General features: G+C 42.1%; 13 protein-coding genes and 1 tRNA gene. 8 read left to right on the forward strand and 6 right to left on the reverse strand.

Annotated elements, in window-relative coordinates:
* The 4 genes from GKR61_RS00005 to fdoI all read left to right on the forward strand — a co-directional run.
* Positions 1–1,068 (forward strand): autotransporter outer membrane beta-barrel domain-containing protein (locus GKR61_RS00005; protein WP_154639457.1); only part of this gene is annotated, 1,068 nt, incomplete at its 5' end.
* A gap of 430 nt (positions 1,069–1,498) precedes the next feature.
* Positions 1,499–4,546, forward strand: coding sequence for a formate dehydrogenase-N subunit alpha (gene fdnG / locus GKR61_RS00010; RefSeq protein WP_154639458.1), 3,048 nt, complete (start codon positions 1,499–1,501; stop codon positions 4,544–4,546).
* A 9-nt stretch (positions 4,547–4,555) separates the two neighbouring features.
* On the forward strand, positions 4,556–5,494 hold the full coding sequence (gene fdxH, locus GKR61_RS00015; RefSeq protein WP_108479541.1) for a formate dehydrogenase subunit beta: 939 nt from the start codon (positions 4,556–4,558) through the stop codon (positions 5,492–5,494).
* Entirely contained in the window at positions 5,491–6,147 is a 657-nt protein-coding gene (gene fdoI, locus GKR61_RS00020; protein WP_036949167.1) for a formate dehydrogenase cytochrome b556 subunit, read from the forward strand. The genes fdxH and fdoI overlap by 4 nt, the downstream gene beginning before the upstream one ends.
* A gap of 78 nt (positions 6,148–6,225) precedes the next feature.
* On the opposite strand, the gene GKR61_RS00025 is transcribed toward fdoI, so the two are convergent.
* Together GKR61_RS00025 and GKR61_RS00030 are read right to left on the reverse strand one after the other, a co-directional pair.
* Positions 6,226–7,602, reverse strand: a complete 1,377-nt coding sequence (locus GKR61_RS00025) for a rhodanese-like domain-containing protein (protein ID WP_154599681.1) — start codon at positions 7,600–7,602, stop codon at positions 6,226–6,228.
* A gap of 8 nt (positions 7,603–7,610) precedes the next feature.
* Entirely contained in the window at positions 7,611–8,603 is a 993-nt protein-coding gene (locus GKR61_RS00030) for a YeeE/YedE family protein (RefSeq protein ID WP_154639459.1), read from the reverse strand.
* Positions 8,604–9,587: 984 nt separating this feature from the next.
* Between GKR61_RS00030 and GKR61_RS00035 the strand changes: the two genes are divergently transcribed.
* A complete protein-coding gene (locus GKR61_RS00035; protein WP_154599682.1) occupies positions 9,588–10,577 on the forward strand; it encodes a DNA cytosine methyltransferase in 990 nt (329 codons plus the stop codon).
* A gap of 44 nt (positions 10,578–10,621) precedes the next feature.
* Here GKR61_RS00035 and GKR61_RS00040 read toward each other — a convergent pair whose 3' ends face one another.
* Positions 10,622–11,509: a hypothetical protein gene (locus GKR61_RS00040; protein ID WP_154599683.1), complete on the reverse strand. Its 888-nt coding sequence runs from the start codon at positions 11,507–11,509 to the stop codon at positions 10,622–10,624.
* Positions 11,510–11,889: 380 nt separating this feature from the next.
* A tRNA-Leu gene (locus GKR61_RS00045) sits at positions 11,890–11,974 on the reverse strand.
* A 419-nt stretch (positions 11,975–12,393) separates the two neighbouring features.
* Between GKR61_RS00045 and ampH the strand changes: the two genes are divergently transcribed.
* Both ampH and GKR61_RS00055 read left to right on the forward strand, forming a co-directional pair.
* On the forward strand, positions 12,394–13,620 hold the full coding sequence (gene ampH, locus GKR61_RS00050; RefSeq protein ID WP_154599684.1) for a D-alanyl-D-alanine-carboxypeptidase/endopeptidase AmpH: 1,227 nt from the start codon (positions 12,394–12,396) through the stop codon (positions 13,618–13,620).
* Between the two features lie 241 nt (positions 13,621–13,861).
* Entirely contained in the window at positions 13,862–14,374 is a 513-nt protein-coding gene (locus GKR61_RS00055; protein ID WP_036949157.1) for a hypothetical protein, read from the forward strand.
* Between the two features lie 92 nt (positions 14,375–14,466).
* Here the strand turns inward: GKR61_RS00055 and lptG are convergent, their stop codons facing one another.
* Both lptG and lptF read right to left on the reverse strand, forming a co-directional pair.
* Positions 14,467–15,543, reverse strand: coding sequence for an LPS export ABC transporter permease LptG (lptG, locus tag GKR61_RS00060; protein WP_154599685.1), 1,077 nt, complete (start codon positions 15,541–15,543; stop codon positions 14,467–14,469).
* Entirely contained in the window at positions 15,543–16,640 is a 1,098-nt protein-coding gene (gene lptF, locus GKR61_RS00065) for an LPS export ABC transporter permease LptF (protein WP_036949152.1), read from the reverse strand. The genes lptG and lptF overlap by 1 nt, the downstream gene beginning before the upstream one ends.
* Positions 16,641–16,916: 276 nt before the next feature.
* Here lptF and pepA point away from each other — a divergent pair, with 276 nt between their 5' ends.
* Positions 16,917–18,428, forward strand: a complete 1,512-nt coding sequence (pepA, locus tag GKR61_RS00070) for a leucyl aminopeptidase (RefSeq protein ID WP_036949149.1) — start codon at positions 16,917–16,919, stop codon at positions 18,426–18,428.
* Positions 18,429–18,660: the final 232 nt, after the last annotated feature.

Raw genomic sequence — 18,660 nt, forward strand, 5'->3', positions numbered from 1 at the left:
GACCCTGTTGACCCTGTTGACCCTGTTGACCCCGTTGACCCCGTTGACCCCGTTGACCCCGTTAAACCTGTCGACCCTGTTAAGCCGCCACCTCGGCCAGAAGTGGGAACTTACATCAGTAATATGCAAGCTGCCAATACTCTGTTTGATCTGCGACTTCATGACCGTTTGGGGGAGACTCAGTATACAGATGCGTTAACAGGCGAAACCAAAGTGACCTCGATGTGGCTACGCAATGTAGGTGGCTTTAACCGTTCCCAAGTGGCGCAAGGATCGCTAAATACACGGGATAACCGTTACGTTATCCAATTGGGTGGTGATGTTACCAATTGGTCGACCGATGGGCTTAATCGTTACCATGTGGGTGTGATGGCGGGATACGCTCACCAGAACAGCAAAACCAAAAATCACCGTAATGGCTATGATTCCAAAGGTAATACAAGTGGTTACAGCGTAGGGCTTTACGGTACTTGGTATACGAATGAAGCCGATAAATCTGGGTTATATGTTGATACTTGGGCGCTGTATAACTGGTTTGATCATGAGGTTAATGGTCATCAGCTTGCCACCGAGAAATATAAATCCCGAGGCATGACGGCTTCTGTAGAGTCCGGTTATACCTTCAAAATGGGGGAATACACCACCAATGAGATGGTCAATACTTTCTATCTGCAACCTAAAGCGCAAGTGACGTGGCAAGGTGTGAAAGCGAATGACCATACCGAAGTCAATGGCACCCTCGTCAGTAGCAGCGGAGAAAACAATATCCGTACACGCCTGGGATTACGGGCTTACCTACATGGCCACAATGCCATTGATGAAGGTAAAGGTCGCAACTTTGAGCCTTTTGTCGAAACTAACTGGATTTATAACAGCAAACAGTATGGTGTGAAGATGAATGGCGAGCAGTTTAATATTGCCGGCACCCGCAATACTGGGGAAGTGAAAATCGGTATTGAAGGCCAGATTAACTCGAACTTGAACCTGTGGGGGAACGTTTCTCAGCAACTCGGCGATTCCGGCTACAGTGATACTCAAGCAATGTTTGGTATTAAGTATATGTATTAGTTTCGTATTTGGGATCGATAAAAAGCGGTTTGCATCAATAAGGTGCAAATCGCTTTGGCTTATATTCAGAAGAGTTGCTCAACAGCAATGACGATGGGGAAATTTTAAAAAAATTAAATAACTAACTTACCCCTATTTTTAAGAAGATAAATAGTGACTAAAACGCTATTTCACGATCACTTTTTGATTATTATTGGTTAAATAATATGTTGTTTTTTATGTGTGGGTATGACCATATTATTAATATGGATTTATTTTTTTTAACCTTTATAATTCGCTCCCATCATTTTATGTTGTAGTTCATTACATTGAGTTCTTATGATGCTCAGGTCTGTCTTGAATGATTGAAAAATGAAAACCCACTCTGGATAGGCTGTTTTTTTTAACTGCCTAGCCTTGGTATTTCTAATCAATTTACAAGGAGACGCTGATGCAAGTCAGTCGACGGTCTTTTTTTAAAATTTGTGCGGGTGGCATGGCTGGAACCTCTGCCGCACTACTCGGTTTTGCCCCTAATGTATCCTTTGCAAGCACTCGCCAATATAAACTATTACGCTCAATAGAAACCCGAAATAACTGCACTTACTGCTCAGTGGGCTGTGGCATCTTGATGTACAGTCTGGGTGACGGCGCCAAGAATGTAGATAAATCCATTTACCATATCGAAGGTGACCCAGACCATCCGGTTAGCCGAGGCTCTCTATGCCCAAAAGGTGCCGGTCTTATCGACTATATTCATAGTGAAAACCGCTTAAAATACCCTGAATATCGCAAAGCAGGTTCCGATAAATGGGAGCGAATTTCATGGAATGAAGCGATAGATAAAATTGCGCGATTAATGAAAAAAGATCGCGATGATAACTTCGTGACTCACAATGAAAAAGGCCAAGAAGTTAACCGCTGGCTGACAACGGGTATGTTGTGTTCATCTGCGGCAAGTAATGAAACTGGTATCCTCGATAATAAATTTTCGCGGTCACTCGGCATGTTAGCCATCGATTGCCAAGCCAGACTTTGTCACGCACCGACTGTTTCGGCACTTGCCCCTACTTTTGGTCGTGGCGCCATGACCAATAACTGGGTCGACATTAAAAATGCCAACGTGGTTTTAATCATGGGTGGCAACCCCGCAGAAGCGCATCCGGTTGGTTTTAAGTGGGTTATCGAAGCCAAAATTAAAAATAATGCCAAAGTTATTGTGGTTGACCCACGTTTTAACCGTAGTGCCTCCGTCGCAGATTTGTACTCCCCTATTCGTGCAGGTTCTGATACCGCATTTTTATTAGGCGTTATCCGCTATCTCATTGAAAATGATAAAATCCAACATGAGTATGTGAAAGCCTATACCAACGCACCTTTAATCGTTCGTGAAGATTATCAGTTTAACGATGGCCTCTTTAGTGGCTTTGATAAAGATAACCAACAATACGATCGTAGTTCTTGGCACTATGAAACGGATGAAAATGGTCATGCTCTAAAAGATAAATCTCTTCAGCACCCACGCTGTGTCTGGAATTTATTGAAACAGCACGTAGCTCGCTATACGCCAGAAATGGTGACGACGTTATGTGGCACGCCAATTGAAGATTTTATTTATATTTGTGAGCAACTTGCATCAACCTCAGTCAACAACCGCACCGCCACGATTTTGTATGCACTCGGATGGACACACCATACTGGTGGCGCTCAAACTATCCGTACCGCAGGTATGATCCAACTGTTACTGGGTAATGTGGGAATGCCTGGTGGTGGCGTCAATGCGTTACGAGGACACTCAAATATTCAAGGTTATAGCGATTTAGGGTTGTTATCTTTAAATCTTCCGGGCTATATGCCTTTGCCGAATGAAAAACAAACTTCGCTACAAACCTATTTGTCACAAATCACCCCAAGCGCAATTGTGCCAGACCAAGTCAACTACTGGAAAAGGACACCCGACTTTTTTATTAGCTTAATGAAAAGTTTTTGGGGGGATAGTGCGACAGCAAGTAATGAGTGGGGCTATCACTGGCTACCGAAGTGGGATAAAAGCTACGATATTATGGCTCAAACCCAGATGATGATTGATGGGAAAATGAATGGCTATATTGTTCAAGGTTTTAACCCTTTAGCGGCTTTCCCTGATAAAAATAAAAGTAGTGCAGCGCTCGCCAAGCTCAAATATTTAGTCATCATCGACCCACTGGTGACTGAATCTTCTAACTTCTGGCAAAACCATGGCGAAATGAATGATGTCACTACCGCAGATATCCAAACTGAAGTTTTCCGCCTCCCTTCATCTTGCTTTGCTGAAGAAAACGGCTCGATAGCAAACTCTGGTCGTTGGTTACAATGGCACTGGGCGGGCGCGCGCCCACCAGCTCAAGCATGGCATGACGGTAAAATTCTTGGGCATTTATTAATGCGCTTACGCCAACTTTATCGTGAAGAAGGCGGCGTTTGTCCTGAACCGTTGATGAATCTCTCTTGGAACTATATTGACCCTTATGATCCTCAACCCGAAGAGGTCGCTAGAGAAGCGAATGGTCAAGCAATGCAAGATATCTTTGATGATTCCGGCAAATTATTACTGAAGAAAGGTCAACAGATTGATGGTTTTCATCAACTGAAATCTGACGGTTCTACTGCCAGCTTTTGTTGGCTTTATTCCGGTTGCTGGACAGAAAAAGGCAACCAAATGGCAAACCGCGATAACGCTGATCCATCCGGATTAGGTTGTACGCCGGGTTGGGCGTTTGCTTGGCCCCAAAATCGTCGAGTACTTTATAATCGCGCATCCGTTGATCCAAGTGGTAAACCGTGGGATGAAAATCGACAACTGATTAAATGGGATGGCACAAAATGGGGAGGATTTGATGTTCCCGATTTTAGTAACGCGCCACCAGACAGTGGTGTTGGTCCCTTTATTATGCAACCTGAAGGCGTTGGCCGCTTATTTGCCGTGGATAAAATGGCCGATGGCCCATTCCCCGAATTCTATGAACCCTTTGAATCACCGGTAGAACATAATTTATTGCACTCCGCGGTTTCTCGTAACCCCGTTGCTCGGCTGTATAGCTATGATGCAGACCATTTAGGTAACGCCAAAGATTTTCCGTATGTGGCAACAACCTACTCCATCACCGAGCTATTTCGCCACTGGACAAAACATTCTCTGATCAATGCCATCGCACAGCCAGATCAGTTTATTGAGATTGGCGAACAGCTAGCCTTACAAAAAGGTATTCAACAAGGTGACGAAGTCCGAGTCAGCGCCAAACGCGGTTTTATTAAAGCCAAAGCGGTCGTCACCAAACGCATTCGACCGCTCACGATTAATGGAAAAGTCGTCGAAACCATTGGCATTCCGTGTCACTGGGGCTTTGAGGGAGCAACACAGAAAGGTTTCCTCGCTAACACATTGACGCCATCGGTTGGTGATGCGAATGCATTCACCCCTGAATATAAAGCGTTTTTAGTCAATGTTGAAAAAGCCTAAGGAGAAATTATGTCAATGCAATCTCAAAATATTATCCGTCGCTCTGCGACTAACTCCTTAACGCCTGCGCCTCAAGTTCGTGATTATCAGGAAGAAGTTGCAAAACTCATTGATGTAACAATCTGTATTGGTTGTAAAGCTTGCCAAGTTGCGTGTTCAGAGTGGAACGATATTCGGGACAAAGTCGGTACGAATATCGGTGTTTATGATAACCCTATTGATTTAACAGCAAAATCATGGACTGTTATGCGTTTTTCTGAAGTTGAAGAAAACGGCAAGCTAGAGTGGTTAATTCGTAAAGATGGCTGCATGCACTGTGCAGATCCCGGATGTTTAAAGGCCTGCCCAGCAGAAGGGGCTATTGTGCAATATGCGAATGGGATTGTTGATTTCCAATCTGAACATTGCATTGGCTGTGGTTATTGTATTGCAGGTTGCCCATTTGATGTGCCTCGCATCAATCAGGATGATAACCGCGCCTATAAGTGCACGTTATGCGTTGATCGTGTCGATGTTGGTCAAGAACCTGCTTGTGTAAAAACCTGTCCAACGGGTGCTATCCATTTTGGTAGCAAGCTGGATATGAAAAACCTCGCACAAGAGCGTGTTTCAGAATTGAATACCCGTGGCTATCAACATGCTGGGCTTTATGATCCACAAGGAGTTGGTGGAACTCACGTCATGTATGTTCTTCATCATGCAGATAAACCTAATTTGTATCATGGATTGCCTGAAAATCCTGAAATCAGTGAAACGGTTAAATTCTGGAAAGGAATCTGGAAGCCGCTTGCTGCTGTTGGTTTTGCTGCAACGTTTGCGGGGGCGGTTTTCCATTACTTTGGTATTGGACCAAACCACACAACCAAAGAAGATGAAGAAGAAGCGCTTAAAGATATGGAAGCCGCTTCTAAAACGGAACAATCCGAACACAAAGAGGAGCAACCATGATGAAAAAGAACAGTGATGAAATCTTACGCCATACTCCGTCAGAACGTATTAATCACTGGCTAGTGGTCATTGCCTTTGTATTTACGGCATTCAGTGGTTTGGGATTCTTTTTCCCCTCATTGAATTGGTTTATGAATATTTTAGGTACTCCACAATTATCGCGGCTGTTACATCCCTTTGTTGGATGCCTCATGGCGTTCATGTTTATCTTCATGTTTTTCAGATATTTGAAGCATAACTTTGTGGATAAACAAGATCTTATTTGGGCAAAGAATATTCATAAAGTACTGCGCAATGAAGAAGCTGGCGATATCGGCCATTATAATCTTGGTCAGAAAGGTATTTATTGGGCGCTTAGTCTCTGCCTCATTATCTTAACCGTCAGTGGCATTATTATCTGGCGACCTTATTTTGCCGATTATTTTTCTATTGGCGTGATCCGAATTGCGCTACTGGCTCATTCAATATCAGCGATAGTGTTGATCATTACCGTTATCGTTCATGCTTATGCGGCTTTTTGGGTCAAAGGCTCAATTCGTAGCATGGTGGAAGGCTGGGTAACGCGGGGGTGGGCAAGAAAACATCACCCACGCTGGTATCGTGAAGTCTTAGAACAAGAGAAGTCAAAAGAAGATAATAACCCATCGCACTAAGTTAATTTGAGGTCATATCATGGTAGTGATTGTTCTACCATGATATTTCCCCACTTTACCGTTTAACCAGAGACCTGATTAGCTTTTACAAGATTGTCCCGGTTTTTTCACGATTTCGCCAAAGTCATTCAATGCGCTTGGTTTGGTGATTTTACTCTGCGCATTATTGAGTACCGGTAATTCAGGATCCATTTGCCATGCATTCCAGCCGCCATCATAGATCTGGCTATTTTCCCATCCCGCCATTTGAGTCATAAACCATGAAACACTGGCTCTCCACCCTGTACCACAATAAAAAGCAACGTGGTCTGATGGCTCAATGCCTTGTGTTTTCCAAAGGGCAAATATCTCTTCTGGATTACGTAACGTGCCGTCAGGATCATAATAGTCAGACATATCGTTCGCGTTTTTACCGCCAAATCCCCAGATAGCCCCAGCAGGCTCGCCTTTACGTGGAATATAATCATACCCCGTAATTTTCCCCGTATACTCATCCCAAGTACGATTACTGATTAGCTTTAATCCCGCTTGTTGTGCTTGTATCGCTTCCGCAGGCATAGAAATGTTGACCTGAGGATTTGCTGGAATAGATGTCCCAAAATCTGTAATCGGTACAGGTATATTCATCACGGTTTCTGTTGGTAATTCCGCATCAACCCAGACATTTAAACCGCCATTAAGAAAGCGAACATCTTCCACACCCGCCCATTTTAATGCCCATAATACGCGTAATGCGGCCATCTGGTTTTCAGAATAAACCACCACTGGCGTATCCTTATGGATACCATTTTTCAATAAATTATGTTCAATCACATTCGGTTCGGATAGGTTCCATACTGGCCCATTTTCAATCCAGTCAGTATTAAAATGGTAGGCACCTTTAATATGAGTAGAATACGATTTTGACTGCTCCGCATCCCCCCAAGAGACTTCAAAAATGATAGGCTTTTGGTCACTGGTATAGCTTTCAGGTTTTTCGCCCTTCAGCGCCGCATTGACCCAGCTTGGCGAAACACTCATCCAATAATTGGGATATTTATCCATCGGATAATCTGCATTGGCATATTTAATGAACTCTTTAAATGCGAGTACCTTATAACCTTTAGCTGCAAATTCCGCGGTGACACGCTCTAAATCATCGAGATTGCTATCATAGAAAACCAGTGTTTTTTCTTTGGTAATTCCTTTTTCTTCCACGAAGTGAGTAAACTTATCTTCATCAATAAAGTCCAGCCAGCCCGTCGTAAATTGCATAGCGCCTTGTATATGACCACCACGCGCAGCGTCTTTATCTTTAAAACCAAAAAATAGGCTATCTGGTCGGGTATCGATAATAAGATAATCTGGATTATTTAGATTCTTCGATAACTCATCAATACTAATATCTTTTACTACGGTCTGATCACAGCCCGACAACCAAACTGATAATAATAAAATGGCTAATTTTGCCTTCATTTTTTTTCCTATATTCTGCACTGTGTCGGTCTGATGAAATAACTTGTGAGCCAAACACCCGCCATCACCATAAATGTTGAAATCCACCCCTGCCAAGAGAAATAGGCGGTTGCCACCAGTGAGTTAGTGACGGTGCATCCTCCCGCTAGTGTTGCCCCTATTCCCATCACAACTCCACCCATTAGGCGTTTTACAACCGTTTTCCCGTCAGGGGGCAATGTTAATGCAAACTCACCTCGGAGCTTGGCGCTGATCATGGAGCCTGCTAAAATACCAATAACAAATAAGGTTCCCCAATTAAGGTAACGCTGCTGACCAGTGACGAGATATTGAACCACATTCGCAGAAGGCACTGAGATCCCAAAACCAAAATTACGTCCACTTTCCGCACTCAAATACCAAGCAATAATCCCGAGGATCCCAATAAATACCGCCGTTAAGTTAAGGGGTAATTGCTTATATTTTCCTAATGGCGGAGGTGAATAGCGCGGGTGGCGATGCTGATAAATCAGTAAGCCAATCGTGACGATAATTAATATCGCAACCAGATACCACGGAGAGATGTTCAATGTTTTATCGATGGTATCAATCTGTGCTGGGTGGGTTAATAACGGGTCAATCCAATGCTTTAAACTTCCTTTCCAAGCGGATGCCATCGTGACAATAAACGCAAATAATGTGAGCCATGTTCCAGTTAACCCTTCACCAGAGCGGAACCAAGCCCCGCCGCCGCAGCAACCTGCTAATACCATGCCTACACCAAATAAAAAGCCACCGATAATTGTGGCAGTTACAGGTAATGTGCCTTCTGGAATCGTTATCAATCCCATTGATTGCAAAGCAAAAAATCCAACCGCTTGAATAGAGATAGCAATCAATAGTGCCGTAAGAAAACGCGTATTTCTCTGATAAACAATATTTCTGAAGCCAGAAACAAAGCAAAATTGTCCTGACTGGAGTAGCGCACCAAAAAGTAGACCAATAAATAAGCCACTAATCATGAACTAGCCCCTGTGGTAATGTAATAAGCTGCATAGGTATTTCTCAATAGTTATTTTAGAAATCAGAAGAATCAATAACGAGCTTGGGAGAGTCGTTTTAGCCCGATATTTTAATACTTCACAGATTTTCCTATGATAGCGCTTAATGAATTTGGTTGAAGCTTGTTAACTTGTTTTGCATCAATTTTAGAAGGGAAAAGTACAAATCGGTGATATTTCAACCCACACGCTTTCAATCAAGGGACTAGGGCCTCTATTTATAAATCAAGTAGTGTAATCTTTAAAATACGAACGATTATCGCCTTGACTTTATATAAGAAAATCAAGAATAATTATTAAAAGATTAAATTAAAACGATTAGAAAACAAATAGAACCATCTAATTATTTTTTTATTTCAAAGGTTATCAGTCTAGTTTTAAATTAAATAAGACTATTTTAATCATAATATTAATGAGAAATAAATATTAAACAATATAATTCATAGCAAGTGCTCAATACTGAAAAAACCGTATAATTAAGCAATTGATAATATTAGATAAATATATAACTTAAACTACTGCATTAAAAAAATGCCCCTACATTTTTTCTGTCTTCCCCCATAACGTCTTTTTCAATTTAATATCACCATCGATGCCATTCATCGAACGTGTACGAGTTCACTTACTTTTCGTATTTCTGCCTGATAATTCACCTTTGGTTAAGTTCTCCTGCAAGTGTTGGTATACCATCCATAATTCATTTTTCTTATCTTCCAAGCTGCAAGAGTGTAATACTTGTTTTTCGGTAATCGGTTGATGTTCCTCACCAAAACGATAAGTCAAAGCTGCATGCGCCAAGAGTTGATATACTGGTGGCTATTTAGAAGACTCTAATCTGGAATGCCTCAATTAATGGAAAGTTGACACAAACATATAAAACTGGCCTTTTATACAGTACTTTGCTATACTCTGAAATATCTTAACAAACTAGTGAACTACAAAAATATGTCTAATAGAATCGTTTCATTTTTTGCCGGTGCAGGTGGACTAGATCTTGGATTTGAACAAGCTGGCTTCAATGTGATTTGGGCTAATGAATTTGACAAAGATATTTGGGATACTTACAAGAAAAATCATCCACACACTGAGCTAGATCAGCGTAGTATCACCAATATTACCTCTGATGAAGTTCCTGAATGTGATGGAATTATTGGGGGACCGCCATGCCAAAGTTGGAGTGAAGCTGGTGCCCAAAGAGGTATTAATGATAAGCGAGGTCAGCTTTTTTTTGATTTCATTAGAATCTTAGAGGCAAAAAAGCCAAAGTTTTTTCTTGCTGAAAATGTTAGTGGTATGGAACATTCTAGACATAAAGATGCTCTTGATAACATAAAGAAAATGTTTAAAGAAGCGGGCTATGATCTCTATTATAAAATGCTTAATGCAGTAGATTATGGTGTAGCTCAAGATAGGAAACGTGTGATTTTCGTTGGCTTCAGAAGCGATCTGAATATTTCTTATACTTTTCCAGAACCTATTGAAAAAAAAGAAAGAAAAACTCTCAAAGATATCATTAAAGATCTTGATGGCTTAGCTGTCCCAGCTCTTAGTGGGCAAAAGCCAAATCCAAATGTTCAAATCGTGAATCACGAGTATATGATCGGTGATTTTTCATCCATGTTTATGTCACGTAATAGAGTTAGATCATGGGATGAACCATCATTTACAATACAAGCCGGTGGACGGCACGCTCCAATTCACCCTAGCGCCCCCAAAATGGAAAAGGTTGAAACTGACAAGTTTACATTCATAACAGGTCATGAATATAGACGGTTAAGTGTTCGAGAATGTGCTCGTATACAAGGGTTTCCTGATAGTTTTGAGTTTTTATATAAAAACGTAGCCGTCGGTTACAAAATGATTGGTAATGCAGTTGCGGTTCCTTTTGCTAAAGTATTAGCTACTAGTATTCGTAAACATCTTGACCAACATTAATTGATATAAAAGGGGACCTCCACAAGTCCCCTTTCATATAATTATCAAGGATACGCATTACCTGAATAATATTTTTTCAATTCATCAAAATTATCCTTATTAATATTTAGCGTCCTTAAAATACCTCTAATCTTATCGCCAATAACATTCCCTTTAACTTGAAGAGGTCGGTCATAACAAATAGAACTTTTAAGCTCACCATTATGTAAGCACCAATTGACATATACGGCTAAAGGCCTATCCCCATCCCATTTATCCACCAATGAACGATAATTCAATGCCTTACAAGCAAAATAGATAGTTTGTTGCCTAGAAAAGTCATGGATAGGTCTAAGTTTGTTTATATAAAATTGAAGGTTATGTCCTATAACCTTATCAATTTCAAGTATATAGTCAGCTACTCCCGAATCAGCTATGACTTGCCCATCAACAAATGCATCACGTTTATCTCTTGACAGTAGATGACCAGAGTAAACATTTAGCTTTTGTTCGTCAGTCAACTGAAGAACTCCTGATTTATTGCCACTCATTTTGTTCAATAGCTCAAATTTCCAACCTAAAAGGATCGTTTTTTCTTCTGTCCTTCCCATTTTTTTAAAGCAAATTAAAGGGTGATTTTGAAAACTTTGTTTAATAGTTCCAATACTTCTACGTAATATAGAATCTGTGTCATATCCAAAAATTTGGCTTGCTCGCTCATAAGATATCTTATTTTCTAAAAAATCTGCATTGGATTGTTTTATTGATATTTTAAAGTTTCCTTGCAGGGTTTTAATAAACACATCTGTTTTGCATTCACCCTTGCTTGTACTGGGTTTACTCGCTTTCACAACATCATAAATACAGCCATTCCATGTAAACTGTTGTGTACGATTAATTAAGTTAATAAGATCTGTTTCTGTTTGAGAAAACTGAGGAGATTGATAAGACATAAAAACTTTTCACCTAATCGAATTAAAATTAATGAATAATGCTAACACGACCAAGTCAGTTGTTCTATTTTCTTGCAAAAAATCCTAATCAATCATCGTATTATAGCAAAATCTATCATTACATTTTGTATAGAAAATATTCAGAGTTATAATAAAAATCTTTTTAATACATAGCATTACGCTATTTAGATATATTTTCACCTAATCAATAATTCTATATTCTATATGCAAAAAATAATTAATTTTAATAACGTTAGGGTTAATTTGGATATTCTGTGTCATTAGAATTTATATAGTTAAAAGGATGGGAAAAGTCGTGATGAGGTATTTATACATCTGAATTCCAGACATAAAAAAAGACACTCTAAGCGTCTGATTTTTGGTGCCGAAGGCCGGACTCGAACCGGCACACCCGAAGGCGGTTGATTTTGAATCAACTGCGTCTACCAATTCCGCCACTCCGGCACGAAGTGATGTGTTTCTTGGAAAACGGTGCCATTATACTTGCCTTATGCTGACTGGCAACATTTATCTTGAACAATCAGATTGTTCGATTAAAAAAAAAGCACCTGAAAAAATCTTTCCATAAAAAGCCCAATATCCCCTGTTATGTTCAACAACATTTGAATATCTATGCTAATTTTCCTAAGAGTATTTTCATTGTCTTAACCCTTCGGTGACTGGCGACAAAGCGTAATTTTTGTTAGTTTATCCGCACTCTTATGTAAAATAATAAAGGCATATTTTATGGGCTTTGTTGGATGGATAGCCACTGGTCTGGTTATTGGCATCTTAATTGGTGTCGTCATGAAAATTTTCTCAAAGAAAAAATAAATATTGGCTGAAAAGCCTTTTATAAACAATCATATCGGCTGGCTTCAAACATGAAGAAAACATTTCTTAAAATTTTGTCGGTATCCGCACTGTCTGCGGCATTGATGGCCTGTTCCTCAACGACAGAAAAAACCGCGCAAAGCTCACCAAGTGGCATGCTTGCAGGTAACTCCGAGTGGCAAATATTCGAAGGCGATAGAAGAACTTACGAGCGTGTCACCAAAATCGTCGATATGTATGCAAATCGAATTTATAACGAAAGCGATGCCCGAGGCATGGCTATTATCGTTATTGATAATAACCAAACTCTCGCTCGCTATTATGGTGAAACCGCGCCGGGTAATGGACAAAAACCGGGTCCGAACTCCCTGATCCGCATTGCTTCTGTTAGCAAATTAATGACCAGCGAAATCTTAATTAAGCTGGAGCAAGATAAAAAATTAGCGATCACCGACCCGCTACAGCAATACAGCTACAACGGTGTTACCGTGCCTGATAACAACAGCGGGCAACCTATCCGACTGTATCATTTAGCGAGCCATACCAGTGGCTTGCCTCGTGAACAACCGGGTGGAAAATGGGGTCGCCCTGTCTTTATTTGGCCAACTCAAGAGAACCGTTGGACATGGCTGAAAACCGGTAAACTCGATTTTACACCGGGTACTGAAGCCGCTTATTCCAACCTCGCCTATGATTTACTCGCTGATGCGATGGTCAAAGCGACGGGGCAGTCATACCCGCAATTGTTCAGCAAATACGTGACATCTCCGGCGAAAATGACGGATACCACCTACACCCCAAGCAAAAGTCAGTGCGCCCGTTTAATGGAAGGCACCAAGCCAAGCCCTTGCCATAACACCCTTGCAGCAGCAGGAAGCGGTGGTGTGTATTCTACTCCGGCAGATATGCAAAAGTGGATGCAGCAATTTTTATCCACGGATAATAACCTACGTAAAGCGACCGCAGCCCGCGAGCAAGGTATTTTCTTCCCCCGTGAAAAGCTGTTAGATGCCAAAGGAATGGACGTTGCAGGTTATGCGGATGGATTGGGTCTTGGCTGGGTATATATGAAGCCTAAAAACGGTATTCCGGGGATCTACCAGAAAACCGGCGGCGGCGGCGGATTTAATACCTATATGGCGATGATCCCACAGCAAAATATTGCGGTATTCGTGGTGATGACTCGTAAAGATGGTAGTAAGTTCAGTAAGTTGACCGCAGGTGTGAATGATATGGTTGCTTCATTATCATCTAACCATGCGTATGGGAAAAATTGAAAGGGTACCGCCGACGCGATTAATGCACTGGCGAGTTATGCCCCTACCTTAAAACGCGGATTTGTGCGCGTACTTACGTTTATCGTGACAACTGCCTGAGCCCTTCAGGCAGTTTTTTATTCGTTGTTATTTTTGTTAGACGACTGCTTTTTTTGATAGACGTCTGCTTTTTATGCAATATTTTAGTATGACCTTTCGCTACTCTTAGGCCTTATTACTTATGATTAGCAAAGGAACTAAGATGAAAATTATCCCGCTTTTCGCTCATAACATAGTGCGCCCCAGCTCCGTAAAATCAGGAAGGAACACTATTTCTGAATTAGTACAGCAACTCAGAAATGTACGTAATCATCCAGAAATCTGTCCACAACCTAAAAAACCAGACTATGTCGAAATAGATTTTTCAAGACTGGTTAATGAAAAAGCGGATAATCCGAACATTGAAGCAACGGCTGAGTATAAAAAGTTACTCACAGATACCATAAACGAAGCAAAGCAATCATTCATTCAAGCAACCAGGCAAGCAACTTGGAAAAATGCTTACATGATTGAAAAATCATACAGTGCCAATGGCGGTGCTTTCTCTTATGCACAACAGATTGCCAACAAGAGTGGAAAAAATGTGATTGGCATTATCGGTGAATATACATCTCAGACGAAACAAAAAAGGATCCAGCAAGTATTATTTAAGCCACAAGGAAAAATTCAATCGATGCTGAGTAATTTCGGTAATTTTATCTTCAGCAGAAAATGAGTGAGTTCTTGAAGTGGAGAGTTGCCATCAGCAATAAAAAAGGCTGTAAAATCATTCGATTCTACAGCCTTTTTCAATTTAAAGGGAATGGGCTATTTTCGTTTCACTAACAAGAAGATACTCACGCCCAAGAACAAGACACTCGGCAGCGCTGCCGCAAGTACTGGCGGAATGGAATAGACCAAACTCCAGTTACCAAAGCCTTGGTTTAAGATGTAAAACAAGAAGCCGCCCACAATCCCTGAAATCACACGCACACCCATTGGAACCGTACGCAGAGGTCCGAAGATAAAGGAAACCGCCATCAACATCATGACTGCCGCAGAAAGTGGCGCTAGGATTTTTTGCCACATACTCAGCTGATAAACCGAAGCAACTTGCCCACTCTCTTTCAAATAGGTGATGTACTGATACAGACCGCGAATCGAAAGCGAATCCGCATTCAGAGAAACAATGCCTAATTTCTCTGGGGTTAAATTGGTTTTCCAATCATAAGTTAAACGCTGTGAACCCGTAATTTTTTGCTGGCTACCCAAGATAGATTCTTGAACTTGGGATAACACCCACAGCTTTTTATCCGCATCATAAGTTCCGCGTGCGGCAAACATCACAGACTGTAATTTGCGATGGTCATCGAAGCGATAAACAGAAACATCTTGGATGGTGCTCGCATCTTTAATACGTTGGATATAGATAAAGTCATGGGCATCTTTCGCCCACATGCCTGAATCCGTAACCACCAAAGAGCTACCAACAATTTTTTCTGCACGATAGTTACGCGCCCACTGCTCGCCTGCAGGTGCAATCCACTCCCCCATGACCATCGTAACGATAACCAATGGAATCGCTGTTTTCATCACAGACATCGCAATTTGCAAACGGGTAAAACCCGACGCTTGCATCACCACCAGCTCACTGCGGGAAGCTAACGCGCCTAACCCCAGCAATGCGCCCAATAATGCCGCCATTGGGAAGAAAATATCGATATCTTTGGGAACAGTTAATAAGGTAAAAACCCCTGCGCTCATTGCTGTGTAATCACCGTCACCCACTTTGCGAAGTTGCTCGACAAACTTGATGATCCCTGAAAGCGAAACCAACAAAAACAGCGTCATCAAAATCGAATTGAGGATGGTTCGACCGATATACTTATCTAAAACACCAAACATCAGGCAACCCCTCTTGTCAACTTAGCACGCACTTTGCGCATTGGTACGGTATCCCATAAATTCAGTATCACTGCTAATAGCAAGTAACCAAAGTTAACCGCCCACATTGCATATTTAGGGTCGATATCCCCCTTATCTGCGCTATTACGTAACGTACTTTGTAATAAGAAGAAAATCAGGTACAACAGCATGGCAGGGATCATACTGAGCACACGCCCTTGACGCGGGTTGACCTCACTCAGAGGAACCACCATCAACGCCATGACCACCACAGAGAATACAATGGTTAGACGCCAGTGGAATTCAGCATTGACCTCAGGATTGCTCTCATTCCACAGCTGCATCATGGTTTTTTGTTCCACTTTATCCGTACTGACATCTGTGGCTTTATGGTCAACAACGGCTTGGTAATTTACGAAGTCAGTGATGCGGAAATCTCTCAGCATTGCCGTGCCTTCGTAGCGAGTACCTTGGTCTAGCACCACCATCTGGCGACCATATTCGTCTTCTTTCATATAACCGCTATCCGCGACCACAACGGAAGGACGCTGCTCATTGGCTGTACGCAACTGAGCTAAGAAAACATTTTTAAAATCATTGCCTTTGACTTCGCCGATGTACAACACAAAGTTGCCATCTTTGGTGGTTTTAAACTGCCCTTCCACCATCGCCGCTAAACCGGGGTTGGCTTTTGCATCTGCCAAAACTTGTTCTTGATACTGAGATGACCAAGGCAACATCCAAGTAATATTGGCAACGGCGACTAAGGCAGTTAATGCAGCAAGTACCAGCGCCGCTTTCACAAGCACACTTTTACCTAGGCCGCAGGCATGCATCACAGTAATTTCGCTTTCTGTGTACAATTTGCTGTAAGTCATCAATAGCCCAAGGAATAGGCTCAAAGGTAAGATAAGTTGCGCCATCTCCGGCACACCCAATCCTAATAATGGAAGAACTAAATTCGAAGGAATATTCCCCTGAACAGCGGCACCTAAGATGTCGATGGACTTTTGACTAAAAAAGATAAGCAGCAGGACAAAAAGTATCGCCAGCTGGCTTTTCAGGGTTTCCCGAACCAAATATCGAATAATGATCACGCTTATTACGCCTGTGAAAACTTGTCTTTTGGGATGAAAATGGCTAAGTTCGTTCTATGACAGCCATTTACTAAAATATACTCTGGTTTATTGTTTGGCTAGAATGATATAAAAGCATTATCTATACTAAGTGCTATATCGGAATATGCTTAATATAAGCGAAACTAGGTATTTGCTCAATTTAACACAAAGAGTTCATTCTCTATAAGCCAGATCATGCGAAAGGCTAATTTTAACTGGAGCATCGACCTTTGTCTTTAAGATTCAGGAGAACACATGGAGTTTAGTGTAAAAAGTGGTAGCCCGGAAAAACAACGTAGTGCTTGCATCGTTGTCGGAGTCTTTGAACCACGCCGTCTGTCCCCTATCGCTGAACAGCTGGACAAAATTAGTGACGGATATATCAGCGCCCTGCTGCGCCGCGGTGAGCTTGAAGGTAAAGTAGGTCAATCCTTGCTGCTGCATCATGTGCCTAACGTTCTATCTGAGCGTATTTTACTGATCGGTTGCGGTAAAGAACGTGAACTCGATGAGCGTCAATTTAAACAAATCATTCAGAAAACTATTAGTACTCTGAATGAAACTGGCTCAATGGAAGCCGTTTGTTTCTTGACTGAGTTACATGTAAAAGGTCGCAACAACTACTGGAAAGTTCGCCAAGCCGTTGAGACAGCGAAAGAATCCCTGTATGTCTTCGACCAGCTGAAAAGTAACAAAACTGAACACCGCCGTCCACTGCGTAAACTGGTCTTCAATGTACCAACGCGCCGTGAACTGACCAGCGGTGAGCGTGCTATCGCCCACGGTTTAGCTATCGCCTCTGGCGTTAAAGCGGCTAAAGATTTGGGTAACATGCCACCAAATATCTGTAACGCTGGCTATTTAGCATCACAAGCTCGCCAACTGGCAGACATTTCTGACAGCAAACTGACTACTCGCGTGATCGGCGAAGAGCAAATGAAAGAGCTGGGCATGAACGCGTACTTAGCAGTGGGTCAAGGTTCTCAGAACGAATCTCTGATGTCCATCATGGAGTACAAAGGCAACCCAGATCCAGAGTGCAAACCAATTGTACTGGTCGGTAAAGGTTTAACCTTCGACTCAGGCGGTATTTCCATCAAGCCTGCTGATGGCATGGATGAGATGAAATACGACATGTGCGGTGCCGCGACCGTTTACGGTGTCATGCGCTTTATCACTGATCTGCAACTGCCAATTAACGTCGTCGGCGTACTGGCTGGCTGTGAAAACATGCCGGGTGGGCACGCATATCGTCCTGGTGATGTCCTAACCACTATGTCTGGTCAAACTGTCGAAGTGTTAAACACGGATGCGGAAGGTCGTTTAGTCCTGTGTGATACCCTGACTTACGTTGAGCGTTTCGATCCAGAACTGGTTATCGATATCGCCACATTAACAGGCGCATGTGTGATTGCTTTAGGTAGCCACTACACTGGTTTAATGTCCAACCACAACCCACTGGCTCACGAGCTGTTAAATGCTTCAGAGCAAGCTGGCGACCGTGCTTGGCGTTTACCGTTAGCTGACGAATACTATGAGCAAATCAGCTCTAACTTTGCTGATTTAGCGAACACGGGTGGTCGTCCGGGTGGTGCTATTACCGCAGGCTGCTTCTTAGCACGCTTTACAGGTAAATATAACTGGGCGCACTTGGATATCGCAGGTACTGCATGGCGTTCAGGAAAAGCTAAAGGAGCAACCGGTCGTCCGGTTTCTATGTTAGCTCAGTTCTTACTGAACCGCGCTGGCTTAAATGGTGACGAGTAATTTCAATTACGATTAAACATCGCCATTGATTAAGTTGTTATTATAATATCCCGATGAGCAGGTTCTGCGATTCGGGATATTGTTTTTAAGCAACAAGCAGTTAGGTCACACTCACCACACCATTTTGAGGCTGTGGTAAAAACGAGTATAATTCAGCGCAGATTTAATCTTGCTGCGACCTTGGGAGCATACATAAGTATGTGATCGAGGCGAAAGAACGCAGCCCCCCCCC

Source organism: Providencia sp. wls1916 (assembly GCF_009706585.1).
Lineage (GTDB): Bacteria > Pseudomonadota > Gammaproteobacteria > Enterobacterales > Enterobacteriaceae > Providencia > Providencia lanzhouensis.